Origin of the sequence: Rhodococcus sp. 14-2470-1b, assembly GCF_002259415.1 — a bacterium.
In the GTDB taxonomy this organism is placed as follows: Bacteria; Actinomycetota; Actinomycetes; order Mycobacteriales; family Mycobacteriaceae; genus Rhodococcoides.
Genome location: NZ_NPFY01000021.1, coordinates 1 through 16,140 on the forward strand (window position 1 = coordinate 1; position 16,140 = coordinate 16,140).

A 16,140-nucleotide genomic window follows, 5' to 3' on the forward strand; every position below is an offset into this window, starting at 1 on the left:
GCTGCCGGGCATCGTCGAACAGACGCCGGTGTCCTACGCGGGCTCGGATTTCGAACGTGACACTCTCGCCGTGATCTACGGCGGGGCAACGGGAACCGCTCCGGAGGATGTTCCTTCCTGGGTTACTTCGGCGGGGGCGCCGGCATTGAGGGGTGTGGAGGTGACCATCAAATGAGGGGGCTACTCGCACCGCTCGTCAAGCTGATCGTGTTCGCTGTCGTCACGATTCTGGCGACCGCCACCCTGGCGTTCTCGATCGCGAACATCTCCGGGGGCGGGGGAAAGACGTTCAACGCGATCTTCAGTGACGTTGCATCGCTCAACAAGGGTGACGAGGTCCGCATTGCCGGTGTCCGCGTCGGCGACGTCAAGAACATCGAGATCGTCAACGAGCGCGAAGCCATGGTCGAGTTCTCGGTCGACGGCCGGGATTACCTGCCTGCCTCGGCGACGGCCAACCTCCGTTACCGAAACCTCGTCGGGCAGCGGTACATCGCGATCGAACAGGGTGCTGGTGACCAGGGCGGCAAGATCAACCCCGGTGAAACCATCCCGTTGAGCCAGACCAAGCCCGCCGTCAACCTCACAACTCTGTTCGACGGCTTCAGGCCGTTGTTCCAGACATTGAGCGCCGACGACGTGAACAAGCTGTCCTACCAGATCATCCAGGTCTTCCAGGGTGAGTCCGGAACGATCAGCGAACTGGTTCGAAGTACCGCAAGCTTGACCAATACGGTCGCAGACAAGGACGCGGTGATCGGCGCCGTCATCACCAACTTGAACACGGTGCTGCAGACGGTCAATCAGAACGACGACCAGCTGGATTCCCTGATCACCAACACTCAGGCGTTGGTGTCGGGACTGTCCTCCGACCGCGACGTCGTCGGATCTGCCGTCACGTCTCTCGCCGGCCTGACGGACGCTACCGCGGATCTTCTGGAACCGACGAGGCCGTCCATCCAGGGATCGATCGCCGCACTGAACACTTTGGCGACCACGCTGAACAACCGTGAAGCAGAGGTCACCAAGGTCATCCAGACCATGCCGAAGAAGCTCGACAAACTGATCCGAACGGCCCAGCAGGGTTCGTGGTTCACGTTCTACCTGTGCGGCATCGACATTCAGGCAGGCCCGGGCACGTCGCCCAACCTGAACTTGCCGACCGGGCTTCCGACGGTGAATCAACCGCTGTACACCAACGCGGCCGAGCGTTGCAAAGCTGGGGGGATCAAGGAATGAAAAAGCGTAGCCCGCTCGTGGCCGGCGCGCTCGGCATCATGATCGTGCTTCTGGCTACCGTGTCGGTGTTCTTTCTGGACAAGCTGCCGATCCTGGGAGCCGGCTCGACGTACACGGCGCAGTTCAAGGAAGCGGCCGGGCTCAAGCCCGGCAACGAAGTGAGAATCGCGGGTGTCAAGGTAGGGCAGGTCGATTCCGTCGAGCTCGACGGCGACAGGGTCAACGTCGACTTCCGCGTGCAGGACGCGTGGGTGGGCAACAACTCGTCGGCGTCCATCCAGATCAAGACCGTCCTCGGGCAGAAGTATCTGGCCATCGATCCTCGTGGTGACGACGTGCTCAAGCCGAAGGATCCCATTCCGTTGGAGCGCACGACTTCTCCGTACGACGTCATCGACGCGTTTTCCGACGCAGCATCGACGATCGAGGACATCGACACCACTCAGTTGGCGTCGAGCTTCGAAACTCTGTCGCAGGCGTTCTCGGAGACCCCGGCGGACATCCGTGCCTCGCTCGACGGTGTCAGCCGGTTGTCGCAGACCATCGCGAGCCGGGACGCCGAACTGCAGAGGCTGTTCGAGGCGACAGGTCAGACGTCGAAGGTGTTGGCGGACAGGAACGAACAGTTCACCAGGCTCATCGCCGATGCGGGGCCTCTGCTGGAAGAGCTGAACAATCGCCAGCAGGCGATCTCGCAGCTGCTCAGCGGAACCAGGCGTCTGTCGACGGAACTGACCGGCTTGGTCCGCGACAACGAAGAGCAGATCACTCCGATGCTCGAACAACTGAACGGCGTGATCGACATCCTCAACGAGAACAACGAGGCCGTCGAGCGCGGCCTGCAGCTGTACTCACCGTTCGTTCGCATGTATGCGAACGTGGTCGGTAACGGCCGCTGGCTCGACATCACCCTGGCGAACCTCACGCCTCCTGGTCTGCCGTTGATCCCCGGCTACCGTCAGCCCGCGCGTGATCTGGGAGGCAACTGATGACCGACAGCACAGCTGACGGAACCACGGAGAACACCAAGAAGACCGGTGGCACGCGCGCAGTCATTGCAGGCGTCGTCATCGCAGCGCTGGTGATCGCAGGCGGCCTCTGGTGGCTGTTCACCCGTGCGGGTTCGACCGACATCACGGCATACTTCGACAAGTCCGTCGGTATCTACGAAGGTTCCGACGTCCGTGTCCTCGGCGTCGCAGTCGGCAAGGTCACCTCGGTCGTGCCGCAGGGCGATCAGGTCGAAGTCAAGATGCGCGTCGAGCGCGGCGTCGACGTTCCAGCCGACGTGAGGGCGGCGCAGATCACGCCGTCGTTGGTGTCGGATCGATACGTTCAGCTCGCACCTGCCTACTCGGGTGGGGAGAAGATGTCGGGCGACGCGGTGATTCCGCGTGACCGGACCGCAACTCCCGTCGAGGTGGATCAGATCTATGCCAGCATCGACGAACTGTCCAACGCACTCGGACCCAACGGGGCCAACGCGAACGGGGCGCTGACCGATCTGGTCAACACCGGCGCCGCGAACCTCGACGGCAACGGCGAAGCGCTGGGCAACACCATCACTCAGCTCTCGGAAGCGTCGCGGACGCTGAGTGACTCCCGCGGAGACCTGTTCGACACGGTCAAGAACCTGCAGACGTTCGTCTCGGCCCTCGCGGCCAACGACGCGCAGGTCCGTGAGTTCAACAACCAGCTGTCCGATCTCACCGGATTCCTCGACGGGGAGCGGGAGAATCTCGGTGCGGCACTGAATCAGCTGTCGATCGCCCTGGGCGATGTGGCTGGATTCGTGGCGGACAACCGCGATCAGTTGGTGCGGGCGGCCGACGGACTGGTGCAGCCCACTCAGGCGCTGTCCGACAATCGCCAGCAGCTGGTGGAGACACTGACGATTCTGCCGCTCGCGATCAGCAACCTCGTCAACTCGTACGACGCCGAATCGGGCACTCTGGCCTCACGTGCCAACCTGCAGAACGAGACTCAGGACCCACTCGGAACGGTGTGCCGCCTGATCGACCTCGGCAAATTGGTTCCCGGTGACCCGAGGTTCGAACAGCTCGGTGCCCAGATCCAGCCGATCATCGACCGGTGCGGTGAGATCACGACGCTGATCCAGGGCCCGGTTCGCGATTCCGGACTGGTGCTTCCGTTCGGTGTGCTCACGAACGACACCCAGCAGGGTGACGTCGTGCCGGGGACCGTGCCGGGTGTCGTGTCACCGAGGTTGGGCGAGAACAACACGCTGCCAGGACTGCAGGAATCGCTTGGAGGGGGACGATGAGCGCGTCGATGAGAACGTGGATTTCGTCGAAACGGTCGTTGACGTCCGTCGTCGGCGCAGCCGTCGTGGTCATGTCGGCCACGGCATGCTCGCAGGGCGTGTACGGAATTCCGTTGCCCGGTGGTGCAGATGTCGGCAGCAACCCGATTCGTCTCACGATTCAGTTCCAGGACGTTCTCGACCTGGTCCCGCAGTCGACCGTCAAGGTCGACGGAGTCGAGGTTGGCCGGGTCGACTCGATCAGCGTTCCGGACGGTGAGTGGACCGCGAACGTCGATGTCATCGTCAACGACTCGACCGACCTGCCGGCCAACGCGACGGCGGCGGTCGAGCAGACGTCGATCCTCGGCGAGAAGTTCATTCAGCTGTCGGTTCCTGCGGGTGACGCGGATCCTCAGAAGCTGAAGGACGGGGACACCATCCCACTCGACCGGACCCGCGTGACGACGAACATCGAACAGGTTCTCGGCGCTCTGTCGCTGGTGCTCAACGGCGGTGGCGTCGGGCAACTGGCTCCGATCGTGAAGGAACTCAACGCAGCTTTCTCCGGTCGAGAGGGAACCACCAAGAGTCTTCTCCAGGAAGCGAACACGCTGATCGGTGGACTCGAAGAGCAGCGCGACGACATCACTCGGGCGCTCGACGGTCTCGACCTCCTGACCACGCAGGTCAGCGGGCAGACCGAGAAGATCGACCGGGTCCTGCAGGATCTGCCGATCGCGACGGAGGTCCTCGAACAACAGCGTCCGCAGCTGACGCAGATGCTCGGCCAGCTCGACAGGCTCGGCAGCGTCGGGACGGACGTGATCAACCAGTCCAAGGACAACTTGATCGCGGACCTGCGAGCGCTGCGTCCGACATTGCAGGCGCTCGCGGCGTCGGGTGACGACATCGTGACCACACTGCCGCTGATCCCGACGCTTCCGTTCCCGGACGGAATCGAGGAGATCACCCAGGGCAACTCGGCCAACTTGTATCTCTCGCTCGATCTGTCGATCGGCACCGCTCTGCGCAACTTCGGTGTCGGCGAGGGAGATCCGGTCTACATCCCGCCGAAGTACGGCGACACGCTCCCACTGGTGGATCCGTCGAACCCGTACTACAACGGGAACGGTCCGCGACCGGGGTGGCCCACCATCTCGCTGTTGCCGTTGCCCCCGATCATTCCCAATTCGTCGCCTCCTCCCGGGGTGCCGGTAGCGCCTGGGGCCGAACCGGACGAGGGTGAGACCGGCGCGCCGCTCACTCCGTTCGAGCCCCTGAACGATCTGCTCGAACAACTCGGAGGTGGGCTGTGAGATCGCGGCTGGTGAAGGTGCAGCTCATCTTCTTCGTCATCGTCGCAGTCGTGGGCGTTGTCTACGTCGGCGGAAAGTACGTGCGGCTCGACAATCTGCTCGGCTTCGGCCAGTACAGCGTGACCGGTCAGTTCGCCGATTCCGGTGGAATCTTCACCAACGCCGAGGTCACGTACCGCGGCGTGCCGGTGGGCACCGTCGGCGCGTTGTCGCTCACGAACGACGGCATCGACGTGGAACTGTTGCTGGACAACGGAGGTCCGCAGATTCCGTCGTCAGCGCGCGCTGTCGTGGCCAACCGCTCGGCCATCGGTGAGCAGTACGTAGATCTTCAGCCGACGAGCGACGAAGGGCCGTATCTCGAGAACGGTTCGACCATCGCCACGGCGGACACGCAGACGCCGGTGCCCGTCGAGAACGTCCTCGCCAGCACGGATCAGCTCGTCAAGACCGTTCCGCTCGAGAACCTGACGACGGTTGTCCGAGAGCTCGGGGCTGCGTTCGACGGAAAGGGTGACGACCTGCAGGTGCTCGTCGACTCTCTCGGTGCGTTGTCCGAGACGGGCAACGAAGCACTGCCGCAGACGCTCGCTCTGATTCGCGACAGCCGAACCGTGTTGGACACGCAGTCCGAGCAGTCGTCGGCCATCCGGCAGTTCAGCACGGATCTGGCGTCGGTGACCGCGCAGCTGCGGAGCAGCGATCCGGACATCCGGAGATTGATCAACACCGGAACCGCAGCGAGCGATCAGGTCGGTGCGTTGATCAACGAAGGTGGTGGATCCTTGACGACGGATCTGACCAACCTGCGCAACGTGTTCGAGCTGGCCGCTCCTCGCACTCTGGCGCTCAAGCCTCTGCTGATCTTCCTGCCTGCACTGGCAGCTGGTGCGCAGACATTGACGCCGGGCGATGGGACGATCCATCAGGGTCTGTTGCTCGAGACGAACAACCCGCCTCCGTGCACGTTGGGTTACGAAGGCTCGCAGGCGATTTTGGACGAAGAAAAGGCGAAGAACCCCAACTTCGACCTGACCGAGGAGAACTACCCGCTGAATCTCGACGCGAACTGCACGACACCGCAGGGCAGCGTCACCGGCGTTCGTAGTGCCAACCGGATCGTGTTCGCGGACCCCGATACCCCGCAGCCGTGGGACAGCAAGCCCAAGGTGGATCCGGACAAGCTCAACCTGAATCCGATCGCCTCGCAGCTCGCTCCCCTGATCGGAGTCACTCCGAAGTAACTGTGCACGCTCGTATCGTGTTCGTCGGCGGTGGATCTGCGGAATCCAAGCAGATTCACCGCCGTTTCGTGTTCCACGGTTACTCCGGCGTCGTCGATGCCGGTGTTACCGAAGAGTAAGGTTGAAGTGTGACGTCAAACACCGAGGCCGCAACACCGCGGCCGAAGAAGACACAGCGGCCGAAGAACAAGTCCCGGCCGGTCCTGGTAGCCCTCTCCGTCGTTGCCGTGGTGGCCCTGGCGGCCTGCGTGTGGTTCGGGATCGGATGGAAGAGCGCGTGGGACGAGAAGGCGATTGCGGACACCCGCGATTCGGCGCTGAACGACGCACGTCAGGCCGCGATCAATCTCAGTACCGTCGACTCCGCCGACATGGACGGGTCGCTGGATCTGATGCTCACCTCGGTGACGGGCGACCAGATGACCAGCTATCTCGAGGAGACCAAGAAGGCCGTCACCGACGAGCAGCGTAATTCCGGCCGTAAGATCACCGCCGAAGTGCTCGACGCCACCATCACGGAACTCAACGTCGACGACCGGACCGCCACTGCGATCGCGATCGTCGCGAACAACACGTCTGGGCCGGACGGATTCACCGAACGCACACGCAGTGTGATGCGGATGTATCTCGAAGAAGTCGACGGAACGTGGAAGGTCAACAACCTTCTGCCGGTCGGAGACCGGGTGCCGTTGAATCCCGTCGATGCACCGGCCGATCCGGGCGTGCAGCAGCCCGACGCAGGCGCGACCGACCCCAGCGTGACCGACCCCAGTGTGACGCCTCCCTCGGGAGAGCCAGCGCCTGCTGATTCCGGCGCAACCGAAGGTCCGTAGCCGAGGCCACGCCTTCCGTCCGTCGCACACGTTCCAGTCAGGAGTACCTCAGTGCCCCCACAGCGTCGCAAGATAGTTCCACCCGTCACCACCAGCAAGGTGCGTAAGAAGGTCGCGGGGACCAACCGCAAGCCCACCGATTCCAGTGCACCGGACTCGAGTGCTGTGGATTCGGGTGCGCCCGATTCTGCGGATCTCGACAGCCCCACGTCAGTAGAGGCTGCCAGCACGGTTTCCATCTCGAAGACGCCGGAGCAGAAAGCGTCCGTAGCCGAGACTGCTGAATCTGAGACTCCTGAATCTGAGACTCCTGAATCTGAGACTTCTGTCGCCGAGCCTTCTGTGACCGAGCCTTCTGCAGCCGAGGCAGGCTCATCCGAGGCAGAACCGGCCGGCCGGACCAACTGGGTGCCGACGATCGTGATCGGTGCTGTTGCTGCGTTGTTGGTTGCGTTTGCGGCAGTTGCAGCGCTGAAGCCCGGTACCGAGGTGGACAACGCTGCGTGGGTCGACCAGGGCGAAACGTCCGAGGTGACGCGAGCGACGTCGGACGCTCTGGTCGGGTTGTACAGGTACAACTTCGCCACGATCGACGCCGACATCGCGGCCGGGCTCGAGAAGATGACGCCGGCGTTCCGTGAGGAGTCACAGAAGTTCATCGAGGAGATCAAGTCGACTGCAAACGAGACGCAGACGGCAACGGACGTCGACGTTCTCGACATCGGTGTCGTGAGGCTTCAGGACGACAAGGCCGAGCTCTTCGCCAACATCAACGTGAGTGCGACGAGTGCCGGTGTCGCGTCGGGCAACGTCGTGTTCCCGCTCATCGCCAACATGGAGAAGATCGACGGTCAGTGGCTGTTGTCGGCGACGCAGGACAAATGATCGGTGTGATTTCGGCGACACGACATCGAGTAGATCTCGACATAAACCGACTGTAGGTGCGGTTTTACAGCTTTGATCTGTAGTCGAGGTATTTTCCTACGCTAACTTCGGTCCTCTCGGCAGCTACCATCGCGCTTGCGTCCCACCACGGGGCGAGCTCTGGTTGCGCGAGAACGCCTCCCGGCAGCTCGTGCCACCGGAGGCGGTTTCGCGAGAACACGGAGCTCACATGACCGACTTATCTTTTCGCCCGTCCGGTACTCGACACTCGCCAGGCCGAGAGGGGTTCGCGGAGAACGTCAATCCCGAGCTGCACAGGCTCCTGTCGGCGGTGGACGTGGACATCGAGTACGTGTCCGGCAAAGGTACCGAACTGCTCGATGCGTCGGGCCGCACTCATCTCGATTTCGCCGGAGCGTACGGAGCACTCCCCTTCGGGCACAACCCCGAGAACGTGTGGCGAGCAATGGAAGCCGTGCGGGACTCCGGCGAGGCGGTGTTCGTCCAACCGTCGGTGCTGTATCCCGCGGGCGAGCTCGCTCGGCGACTGGTCGCCGTCGCACCGTCCGGATTGACGAGGGTGACGTTCGTCAACAGCGGCGCCGAGGCCATGGAGGTAACCATCAAGATCGCTCGCGCCGCGACGGGACGCCTGGGCATTCTCAGTACGACCAACAGCTTTCACGGCAAAACACTCGGAGCGTTGTCCGCGACAGGGAACACCATGTATCAGGCTGGATTCGGTGCTCCGATCCACGGATTCGATACCGTTCCGTACGGTGACGCCGACGCACTCCAAGCAATGCTCGTCGCGGCGCCAGAGCAGTTCGCGGCGTTCGTCGTCGAGCCCATTCAAGGTGAGGGCGGCGTCGTCGTTCCTCCCGACGGATACCTGACGCGTGTGCGCGAGATCTGCACCGAGCACGGGGTTCTGCTGGCACTCGACGAGGTCCAGACCGGTTTGGGGCGTACGGGCACGATGTTCGCGTGCGAGAGGGAAGGCGTCGTACCCGATGTTCTCGCCCTGGCCAAAGCGCTCGGGGGCGGAGTGCTACCGAGCGGGGCGGTGTTGAGCAAGCCCGAATGGATGGGGGAGAGCTTTGCGTTGCGGCACACGTCGACGTTCGCCGGCAACGCGTTGACGGCGAGGGTCGGCATCGCGGTGCTCGACGAGCTCGCTGCGAACGGCGGTGCTCTGATCTCCCGAGTGCAGGAACTGGGGGATCTGCTTGTTCGTGAACTGAGGAGGCTCGCCTCCGAGTATCCGACGGTGGTGTCGGATGTGCGTGGTCGTGGCTTGCTGTTGGGTGTCGAGCTCACCGACGACATCAATTTCGTGGGGAGGCAGTCCATTCTGGGTTCGGTTGCGGACCAGGAGAACCTGGCGGTGATGATGTCCTCGTACCTGTCACAGGTGGAGGGGATTCGGCTGGCGCCCACGATGTTCGGGGCGCGAGTGCTGCGGGTGGAACCGCCCCTGACGGTCACCGAGTCCGAATGCATGCGGTTGGTCGAGGCACTCGGTCGCGCGTGCGCGCTCGCGGCGGCAGGTGACCTTGCCGGTTTGATCGGTCATCTGGTCGGACGGGATCGGTCCGGTGGGTTGCCGGCTCGGACCGAACCAGGCCGCTCCGGTAGTTCCGTGGGTGCACGACTCCCGCACACTCCGGTGCAACCTGGTGACAGCCGGTTCGGGTTCGTCGCACATCCGTTGGATCTGAGCATCTTCGAGGCATTCGATCCGTCGCTCGCCGAGTTCTCGCACCCCGAACGTGCGGAGCTCCTGGAGAGGTTCTCCGCGGCGACGTCGGAACTGAAGCCTGCGTCGTACATCATCGGTAGCGGGCGGATCGTGACCGAGCACGACGGCGCAGCGCACGGCAACTTGATCGGGCTTCCCTTCACGTCGAAGGGTCTGCTGACGCTGCCACCGCACGCTGCGGTAGCAGCAGTAGGAGCTGCGGCGAACCTCGCGTTCGAGCGAGGCGCCACCGTCGTCGGACTGGGCGGATACTCGTCGGTCGTCACGGCGAACGGTCTGGCCCTCGGTTCGATGGCGGGCGTTCTCACCACCGGAAATTCCTTCACCGCAGCGGCCAGTATCCGCGCGGTGCACCGAGTGTGCGTGGAACGCGGAATCGATCTCGGGGCAGTTCGGGTGACCGTTCTGGGTGCGGCCGGTGCGATCGGTAAGACCATTGCGCGTGCGTTGGCACCCGACGTCGGCGCGATCGCTCTCGTCGGGCGGCCCGGTGAGCAGGGACGGATCGCGCCGAAACTGTGGGACGCAGCGGGGGAGATAGTCGACGCTGCCGGCGGCGGTGAAGGCGCGCTCGCTGCGGCGGCGAACGGGCGAACCGTCGACGATCTCGTGGCCAGTGGGCACATCGAGTTCTTCGACGATCCGGCCGCCGGCGTCGCTCGAGCGCAGGTGGTCATCGCTGCGACGTCGGCGCCGCACTCGTTGATCGACGCCGCCGATCTTGCGCCTGACGCCATCGTCTGCGACGTGGCGCAGCCACCGAACATCCCGCACGACGTCGGCCTGACGCGGCCCGATGTGACGGTATTCGACGGCGGAATCGTCTCGATGCCCGCAGGATCGGATTTCGGTCTGACGTTCGGTCTCGCGCCAGGGCTCACCTACGCATGCATGGCGGAGACGATGCTGCTGTCGTTGTCCGGCGAATTCGAACTGCGAAGTATCGGAACAGCGTTGAACGGTGCGAACGTTCGACGCCTCGGCGTTCTGGCGGATCGGTACGGGTTCGAACTGGCGGAGTCCACTCGGTGGCGCGAGGGAAAGTAACTGTGCACCGGCACCGGACTCAGTACTGACGTCTCGGCAGGGGCCTGCGGAACCCGGTGACGGAGTTCTGCAGGCCCATGGCGGTGTCGCTGCGGACGCGGCTACGGCCGTGCGATCGGACGGCGATTCATGCGGTGGACGAGTGGCCCGCCCGGACCGATCGTGTCCGTTCCGACTTCCTCGAACCCCATCGCGGTCCAGAAGGGAATGTTGCCCTGCTTGCAGATCCCGAATGTCGTTCGGCCCTCGCGGTCCACTCGTTCGAAGAAGGATCGCGACAGTGCCGCGCCTACCCCGGATCGATGAAGCGTCGGCTCCACCCCGAGATACACCCACAGCACCGCGTCGTCGTCGGGTGCCCCGGCGTCGAGCATCTTGTCCATGTGTATGCCTGCTCGGACACCACTGCGCATGGCCCACAACAAGTGTGGACCGGCGACCAGGATTCGCCACCATGCGGGTGACGCGTCGTGTGGATGCCACAAGCTGACGCCGACAATTCTTCCGCCGAGCACTGCGAGCTCTGCACCTCCCGTGGGCAGGTAGCGGTGCCTGATCAGCGCCGACATCATCCGCCGCTGCATCTTCGGCCGCCGTGCGTCCTTCGGGAAGAAGTAACTGCTCACAGGGTCGTCGGATTGGAAGGCGCGTGCCATCAGGTCGGACATCTCGCGGATGTCGGTTCTCTGTGCGGCTCTGATCTCGACCGTGCTGACGTCAACCGGCATGTTCGATGTCCTTTTCCAGTCGTGTGTCGGGGGGACTGTCGCGCGGAGGCGCTTTCGGGTGCAGCCACCAGTTCGCCTCACCCATCAATGCGACGAGGGCAGGGACCAGAAGCATGCGAACGACCGTCGCATCGATGATCAGCCCGACGATGACGCCTATCCCGAGCAGCCGCATCATCGACAGTTCCGAGAGCGAGAACGCCGCGGTGACGGTGATGAGCAGCAGGGCGGCGGCCGTGACAACTCGGCCGGTGCGTGCAGTGCCGATACGGACCGCGTCGCGGGTCGACTCTCCCCGATCGTGTGCTTCGACCATGCGGGAGAGCAGAAAGATCTCGTAGTCGGTCGAGAGCCCGAAGACGACAGCAAGGATGAGGATGCTCATCGTCGCCTGAAGGGGGCCAGGTGTGATTCCGAGAAGCCCTGCGCCGTGACCGTCGTGAAAGATCCAGGTGAGTACGCCGAACGTCGCGGCGAGGCTGACCATCGCCATGCCGATTGCTTTGACGGACAGTACGACAGAGCGGAAAGCGGCAGTGGTCACGACGAACGTCGACGCGATCATGATCGCGAACATCCAGGGGATCGTGCTGTGGATGGCGGCGATTCCGTCCTGGCTCAGCGCGGTGGGGCCGCCGAGCGATATTCGGGTACCGTCCGGCACGGGAAGGTCGCGTAGTGAATCCACTGCGGCGAGTGCACCTTCCGTTCGGTCGGGCGAGGACAGGATGGCTCGCACGACTGCGTAGTTTTCCGCCGAACCGCCTGGCGCCGCGGCCGCGAATCCGTCGAGTGCGCCGATGTCGTTCGTGATCCGTTGGACCGCACGGGGGTCGGGCGCTGCGCCGTCGGTGGACCGGACCACGACGGTGACTCCGGAGTTGGCGAGCGGGAAGTCCGTGAACAGTGCGTCGGTCGCGATCCGCGCCGGTGAGTCCGACGGAAGCCCGCGGTGGTCGAGATCGCCCAGGGCGACGCCGAACACCGGGGCGCTGAGCAGGGCGAGCAACGCGAGGATGGCGCCGGCGACGATCAACGGCCGCTTCATGACCGAGGTCGCCACCGCGCCCCAGAAGCGTTCGGCGCGTTCGTCTCCGCGTTCGGCGGCGCCCGTCCTCCAACTCAACGAGTCGATCCGAGGACCGAGAAGCGCAAGCGCGGCCGGAAGTGCGGTGAGCGAGACGAACGCGGCGGCCGCAACGGCTGCCATACCGCCGAAACCGAGCGACCTGATCATCGCCTGCGGGAAGATCAGCATCCCGACGAATCCACACACCAGCAGCAAACCGGAGAAGGCGACGGTCCGACCGGCGGTGGACATGGTCGCTCGGACCGCGTCCGGTGCGGTCGATCCGCGCCGAAGCTCTTCCCGGAAACGAGTGAGTACGAACAGGCTGTAATCCACGGCCATACCCAGACTCACGAGAGTAGCGATGTTGGTGGCGAACACACTCACCTCGGTGAACGATGTGAGAATGCGCATCACGGCGAGCGATGCGAGTATGCCGAGACCGCCGATGCACAGCGGAACAGCCGCCGCCGTCACCCCGCCGAAGATGATCAACAACAGCACCATCAGCACCGGGAAGGTGATGAGCTCCGCACGGATCAGGTCGGCGCGAGCCTCGGCGTTGTAGGCGTCGATGATGGTCGAGAAGCCGCCGAACTGCACGTCGACGCCGTCGATCGCGCGTGCATCCTTGATGCTCAGGTATGTCTTGACGCGGTGATCCTCGCTGCCGTTCAGCGTCAGAACGGCGATTGCCGATTTCCCGTCGAACGACCTCAGGCCCTGCTGCAGTGCGGGGGCGATGTTCCAGTACGTCGTGGGAGGGCGCGTCAGCAGAGCCGGGTCGATATCGGCGAGGTCGGCTGCAACGTCGTCGCCGATCTCGTCGATCGACCGCCCGTCGTGTGGGGTGTACAGAACGACGACGTCGGGGACGGTTCGTCCGAACTGTGCGTCCACGATGTCGTCGACGCGAGCAGCCTCGCTCGACGGATCCGAGTATCCACCGAGGCTGAGGTCCTCGATGACGCCGATACCCCAGACACCGGCGGCGACGATCACGACGAGACACGTGGCAACCACCGCTCTGGCATGCCCGATGACGAACTCCATCAGAGGTTTACGAGCCGTAGGGTCGATCAGCGCGCTCTCACGGTTCGATGAATCCTGGGTCAACGGCCGTCCTGTTCGATGCGAGAACGCGAAGCGAATGGGTGAAAGACGTGCTTGATCACAGCAGGGGGTCTTCTCGATGTTGCCGTGACCCTACACCGATAAAATTGCTCCGTCGAGACTGTTCGATCGACTGGTGCGAGGCTACGATACAGCTCGACTCACCGCGCCTGTCGATGCCAGTGAAGTCGTTCTCCCGCTTGTAGTTTCGGGCTCCATCTCTGGTCAAGAATTCAACTTCTGTCGAGCGAACGGACACTCGTGAACATGCCCCCAGTCCCCAGCGTCACCGTCGGTCACTTCACGGACGCCGTGCCACCTCGAACCGTGGACAACGTCGAACTGTGCGCCACCCTCGACACCGACGATCAATGGATCGAAGAGCGCACCGGAATCCGGTCCAGGCGGTTCCTCGACTCCGCACTCGCTGCCTCCGACCTCGCCCTCGACGCTGCCCGAAAGACGCTGCGCTCCAGCGGATCGGTGGCGGCCGACATCGACGCGATCGTGCTGGCGACCGCCAATCCGGATCAACCGTTCCCGTCCACGGCACTGACCGTCGCGCACGGGTTGGGAGCAGCACGCGCAGTGCCGATCGACCTCACCGCAGCCGCGTGCTCCGGTGGGTTGCTGGCCATCGAAGTCGCGTCGTCGATGATCGGCCCCCGCTACCGCACCGTCCTCGTACTGGCGGTCGAGGTGTTCTCCCGGCAGACCGACCCGAACGACAGGACCACGCGAATATTCTTCGGCGACGCAGCCGGAGCTGCCGTGGTGACCGCGGCCCCGGCGTCGGGACGCGGTATCAGGTCGGTGGTTCTGTCGTCCGAACTCGACATGTCCGTCGGGATTCGAGCAGGGGGTTCGCGGCATCCGGTCGACGCCGACTCGGTGGGGCGCGGGGAGCAATACATCTACATGGACGGGCCGCGGGTGTGGACGCTGGCGACGACACTGCTGCCCGAGGTGGTGCGGCAGGCTGTGTCCGACGCGGGAATGTCGTTGAGCGACATCGACAATTTCTGCTTCCATCAGGCGAATCGAAACATCGTGCACGACGTCATGGACACCCTCGAGATCGAGCGATCACGCGCGCCGATCACGCTCGATCGGCTCGGAAACACCGGTGCCGCCAGTATTTTCACCGTGTTGGCGTACCTCGAGCGGGAGGGGCGGACGCTACCCGGCCGCACGACCGTCATCGCGACGATCGGGGCCGGGTTCATCTGGGGTGCGATGGTCGTCGTCCACTGAGTTTCGTCGTCCACTGAGCTGCGTCGGTCACATCCTGTCGAGTACGGACGCCACCGTTGTCAACGCCGTGTCGATCTGCTGCTCGGTGTGCTCGCTGGACACGAACAGACGCAGTCTCTCCTCGCCCAGCGGCACCGATGGGTAGGTGATCGAGTTGACGTTGATTCCTGCCTCGAGAAGCGACACTCCGGCCAGAACTGCCTTCTGAGTGTCTCCGACGATGATCGGCAGAATCGGCGTTCCCTCGGCGAGTCCGGTGCGAAGACCCAGGCGCTGTGCGTGATCGAAGGCATACCGTGCGCGCGCATGCAGGCGAGCAATGCGTTCGGGTTCGGCATCGATGACGTCGAGGGCCGCGGACGCCGCGGCGATGGAGGCCGGGGCTGGTGCGGTGGCGAACATGCTCAGCCCCGGTGCCGAGTATTTGAAGGCTCGGATCAGTTGTCGGCTTCCTGCGAGGAATCCGCCGACGCTGCCGAGCGCCTTGGACATCGTGCCCATCCATACGTCGACGGCATCGCCCGGCAAACCGTACAGGTCCCGGATGCCGTGGCCGTGCTCTCCGAGTACACCGAATGCGTGTGCCTCGTCGATCATGACCGCGCAGTCGTACCTACGTGCGACCTCGACGAGTTGCGGAAGCAGCGCGACGTCGCCGTCCATGCTGTAGTGGCTTTCGAGAATCACCATGGCACGATCGAAACTGTTCCTGGACATCTTCAGAATTGCCTCGAGCGCTGCAGGATCGTTGTGTCGGAACGTTATTCGTCTGGTCCCTGCCCATTCGGTGCCGGAGACGATGCTGCTGTGCACGAGGGCGTCGCACACGGCCAGGTCTCCTTTGCCGAGCAGATATCCCACGGCTGCCGCGTTGGTCAGGTAGCCACTGGTGGTGATCACCGCGTCGTCGACGTCGTAGATGTTCGCGATCCTCGACTCGAAGTCCGCGTACAGCGGGATCTGGCCGGACACGATCCGGCTCGCGGACACCGACGTGCCGTACTCGTCGATCGCGGCCTTCGCCGCCTCCGCCACTCGGTCGTCGTTTCCGAGGCACAGGTAATTGAACGCCCCGAAGTTGATCATGTCGCGACCCTGCTGCCGAATTGTCGCACCGCTCTTGCCGTGGTGCTCCAGGTACAGCGGATTGGTGACACCCAACGACTCGAACATCGAGTCGACTCCGTCGAACTGCGCAACCGTGGACACGATGTCCGGGTGGTCGAGCAATCCGCGTCCACGAACCTTCGCCGCAGGAGTGGCAGGACGAGGTGCCGTGGGTCTCTGCGGGGGCGTCGGGCTGGAGGCGCCGTCGACCTGGACCGTCGAATATCCACTGCGAGAGAGAAGTTGACGTGCAATCTCCCGTGCTTCGTCGGTCATG

12 protein-coding genes and 1 pseudogene are annotated in these 16,140 nt (G+C 63.8%); 10 read left to right on the forward strand and 3 right to left on the reverse strand.

Translation table 11 applies throughout. The features are described 5' to 3' along the window. The 9 genes and pseudogenes from CH293_RS28605 to CH293_RS16375 form a co-directional block, all read left to right on the forward strand. Positions 1 to 175: pseudogene (locus CH293_RS28605) on the forward strand (mammalian cell entry protein); the annotation flags it as partial. Then, positions 172 to 1,239 (forward strand): MCE family protein, encoded by a 1,068-nt coding sequence (locus tag CH293_RS16340; protein WP_037105619.1) that lies wholly within the window; start codon positions 172 to 174, stop codon positions 1,237 to 1,239. The pseudogene CH293_RS28605 and the gene CH293_RS16340, both read left to right, overlap by 4 nt. Continuing rightward, a complete protein-coding gene (locus CH293_RS16345) occupies positions 1,236 to 2,228 on the forward strand; it encodes an MCE family protein (RefSeq protein ID WP_037105621.1) in 993 nt (330 codons plus the stop codon). Before CH293_RS16340 ends, CH293_RS16345 begins: the two co-directional genes overlap by 4 nt. After that, positions 2,228 to 3,523, forward strand: coding sequence for an MCE family protein (locus tag CH293_RS16350; RefSeq protein ID WP_094720816.1), 1,296 nt, complete (start codon positions 2,228 to 2,230; stop codon positions 3,521 to 3,523). Before CH293_RS16345 ends, CH293_RS16350 begins: the two co-directional genes overlap by 1 nt. Next, on the forward strand, positions 3,520 to 4,821 hold the full coding sequence (locus CH293_RS16355; RefSeq protein WP_094720817.1) for an MCE family protein: 1,302 nt from the start codon (positions 3,520 to 3,522) through the stop codon (positions 4,819 to 4,821). Before CH293_RS16350 ends, CH293_RS16355 begins: the two co-directional genes overlap by 4 nt. Next, a complete protein-coding gene (locus tag CH293_RS16360; protein ID WP_094627417.1) occupies positions 4,818 to 6,065 on the forward strand; it encodes an MCE family protein in 1,248 nt (415 codons plus the stop codon). The genes CH293_RS16355 and CH293_RS16360 overlap by 4 nt, the downstream gene beginning before the upstream one ends. 128 nt (positions 6,066 to 6,193) lie before the next feature. After that, positions 6,194 to 6,898, forward strand: coding sequence for a hypothetical protein (locus CH293_RS16365; RefSeq protein ID WP_094720818.1), 705 nt, complete (start codon positions 6,194 to 6,196; stop codon positions 6,896 to 6,898). A gap of 342 nt (positions 6,899 to 7,240) precedes the next feature. Continuing rightward, positions 7,241 to 7,783: a hypothetical protein gene (locus CH293_RS16370; protein WP_255122886.1), complete on the forward strand. Its 543-nt coding sequence runs from the start codon at positions 7,241 to 7,243 to the stop codon at positions 7,781 to 7,783. 229 nt (positions 7,784 to 8,012) lie between these two features. Beyond that, entirely contained in the window at positions 8,013 to 10,592 is a 2,580-nt protein-coding gene (locus CH293_RS16375; RefSeq protein WP_094720820.1) for an aminotransferase class III-fold pyridoxal phosphate-dependent enzyme, read from the forward strand. Between the two features lie 101 nt (positions 10,593 to 10,693). On the opposite strand, the gene CH293_RS16380 is transcribed toward CH293_RS16375, so the two are convergent. Both CH293_RS16380 and CH293_RS16385 read right to left on the reverse strand, forming a co-directional pair. Beyond that, on the reverse strand, positions 10,694 to 11,320 hold the full coding sequence (locus CH293_RS16380; protein WP_037105641.1) for an N-acetyltransferase: 627 nt from the start codon (positions 11,318 to 11,320) through the stop codon (positions 10,694 to 10,696). Beyond that, entirely contained in the window at positions 11,310 to 13,505 is a 2,196-nt protein-coding gene (locus tag CH293_RS16385) for an MMPL family transporter (RefSeq protein WP_255122887.1), read from the reverse strand. The genes CH293_RS16380 and CH293_RS16385 overlap by 11 nt, the downstream gene beginning before the upstream one ends. Before the next feature lie 264 nt (positions 13,506 to 13,769). Here CH293_RS16385 and CH293_RS16390 point away from each other — a divergent pair, with 264 nt between their 5' ends. After that, complete coding sequence (locus tag CH293_RS16390; RefSeq protein ID WP_255122888.1) at positions 13,770 to 14,756, forward strand: 3-oxoacyl-ACP synthase III family protein; 987 nt, start codon at positions 13,770 to 13,772, stop codon at positions 14,754 to 14,756. Between the two features lie 27 nt (positions 14,757 to 14,783). On the opposite strand, the gene CH293_RS16395 is transcribed toward CH293_RS16390, so the two are convergent. Further along, positions 14,784 to 16,139, reverse strand: a complete 1,356-nt coding sequence (locus CH293_RS16395) for an aminotransferase class I/II-fold pyridoxal phosphate-dependent enzyme (RefSeq protein WP_094720822.1) — start codon at positions 16,137 to 16,139, stop codon at positions 14,784 to 14,786. Between the last annotated feature and the right edge of the window lies 1 nt (position 16,140).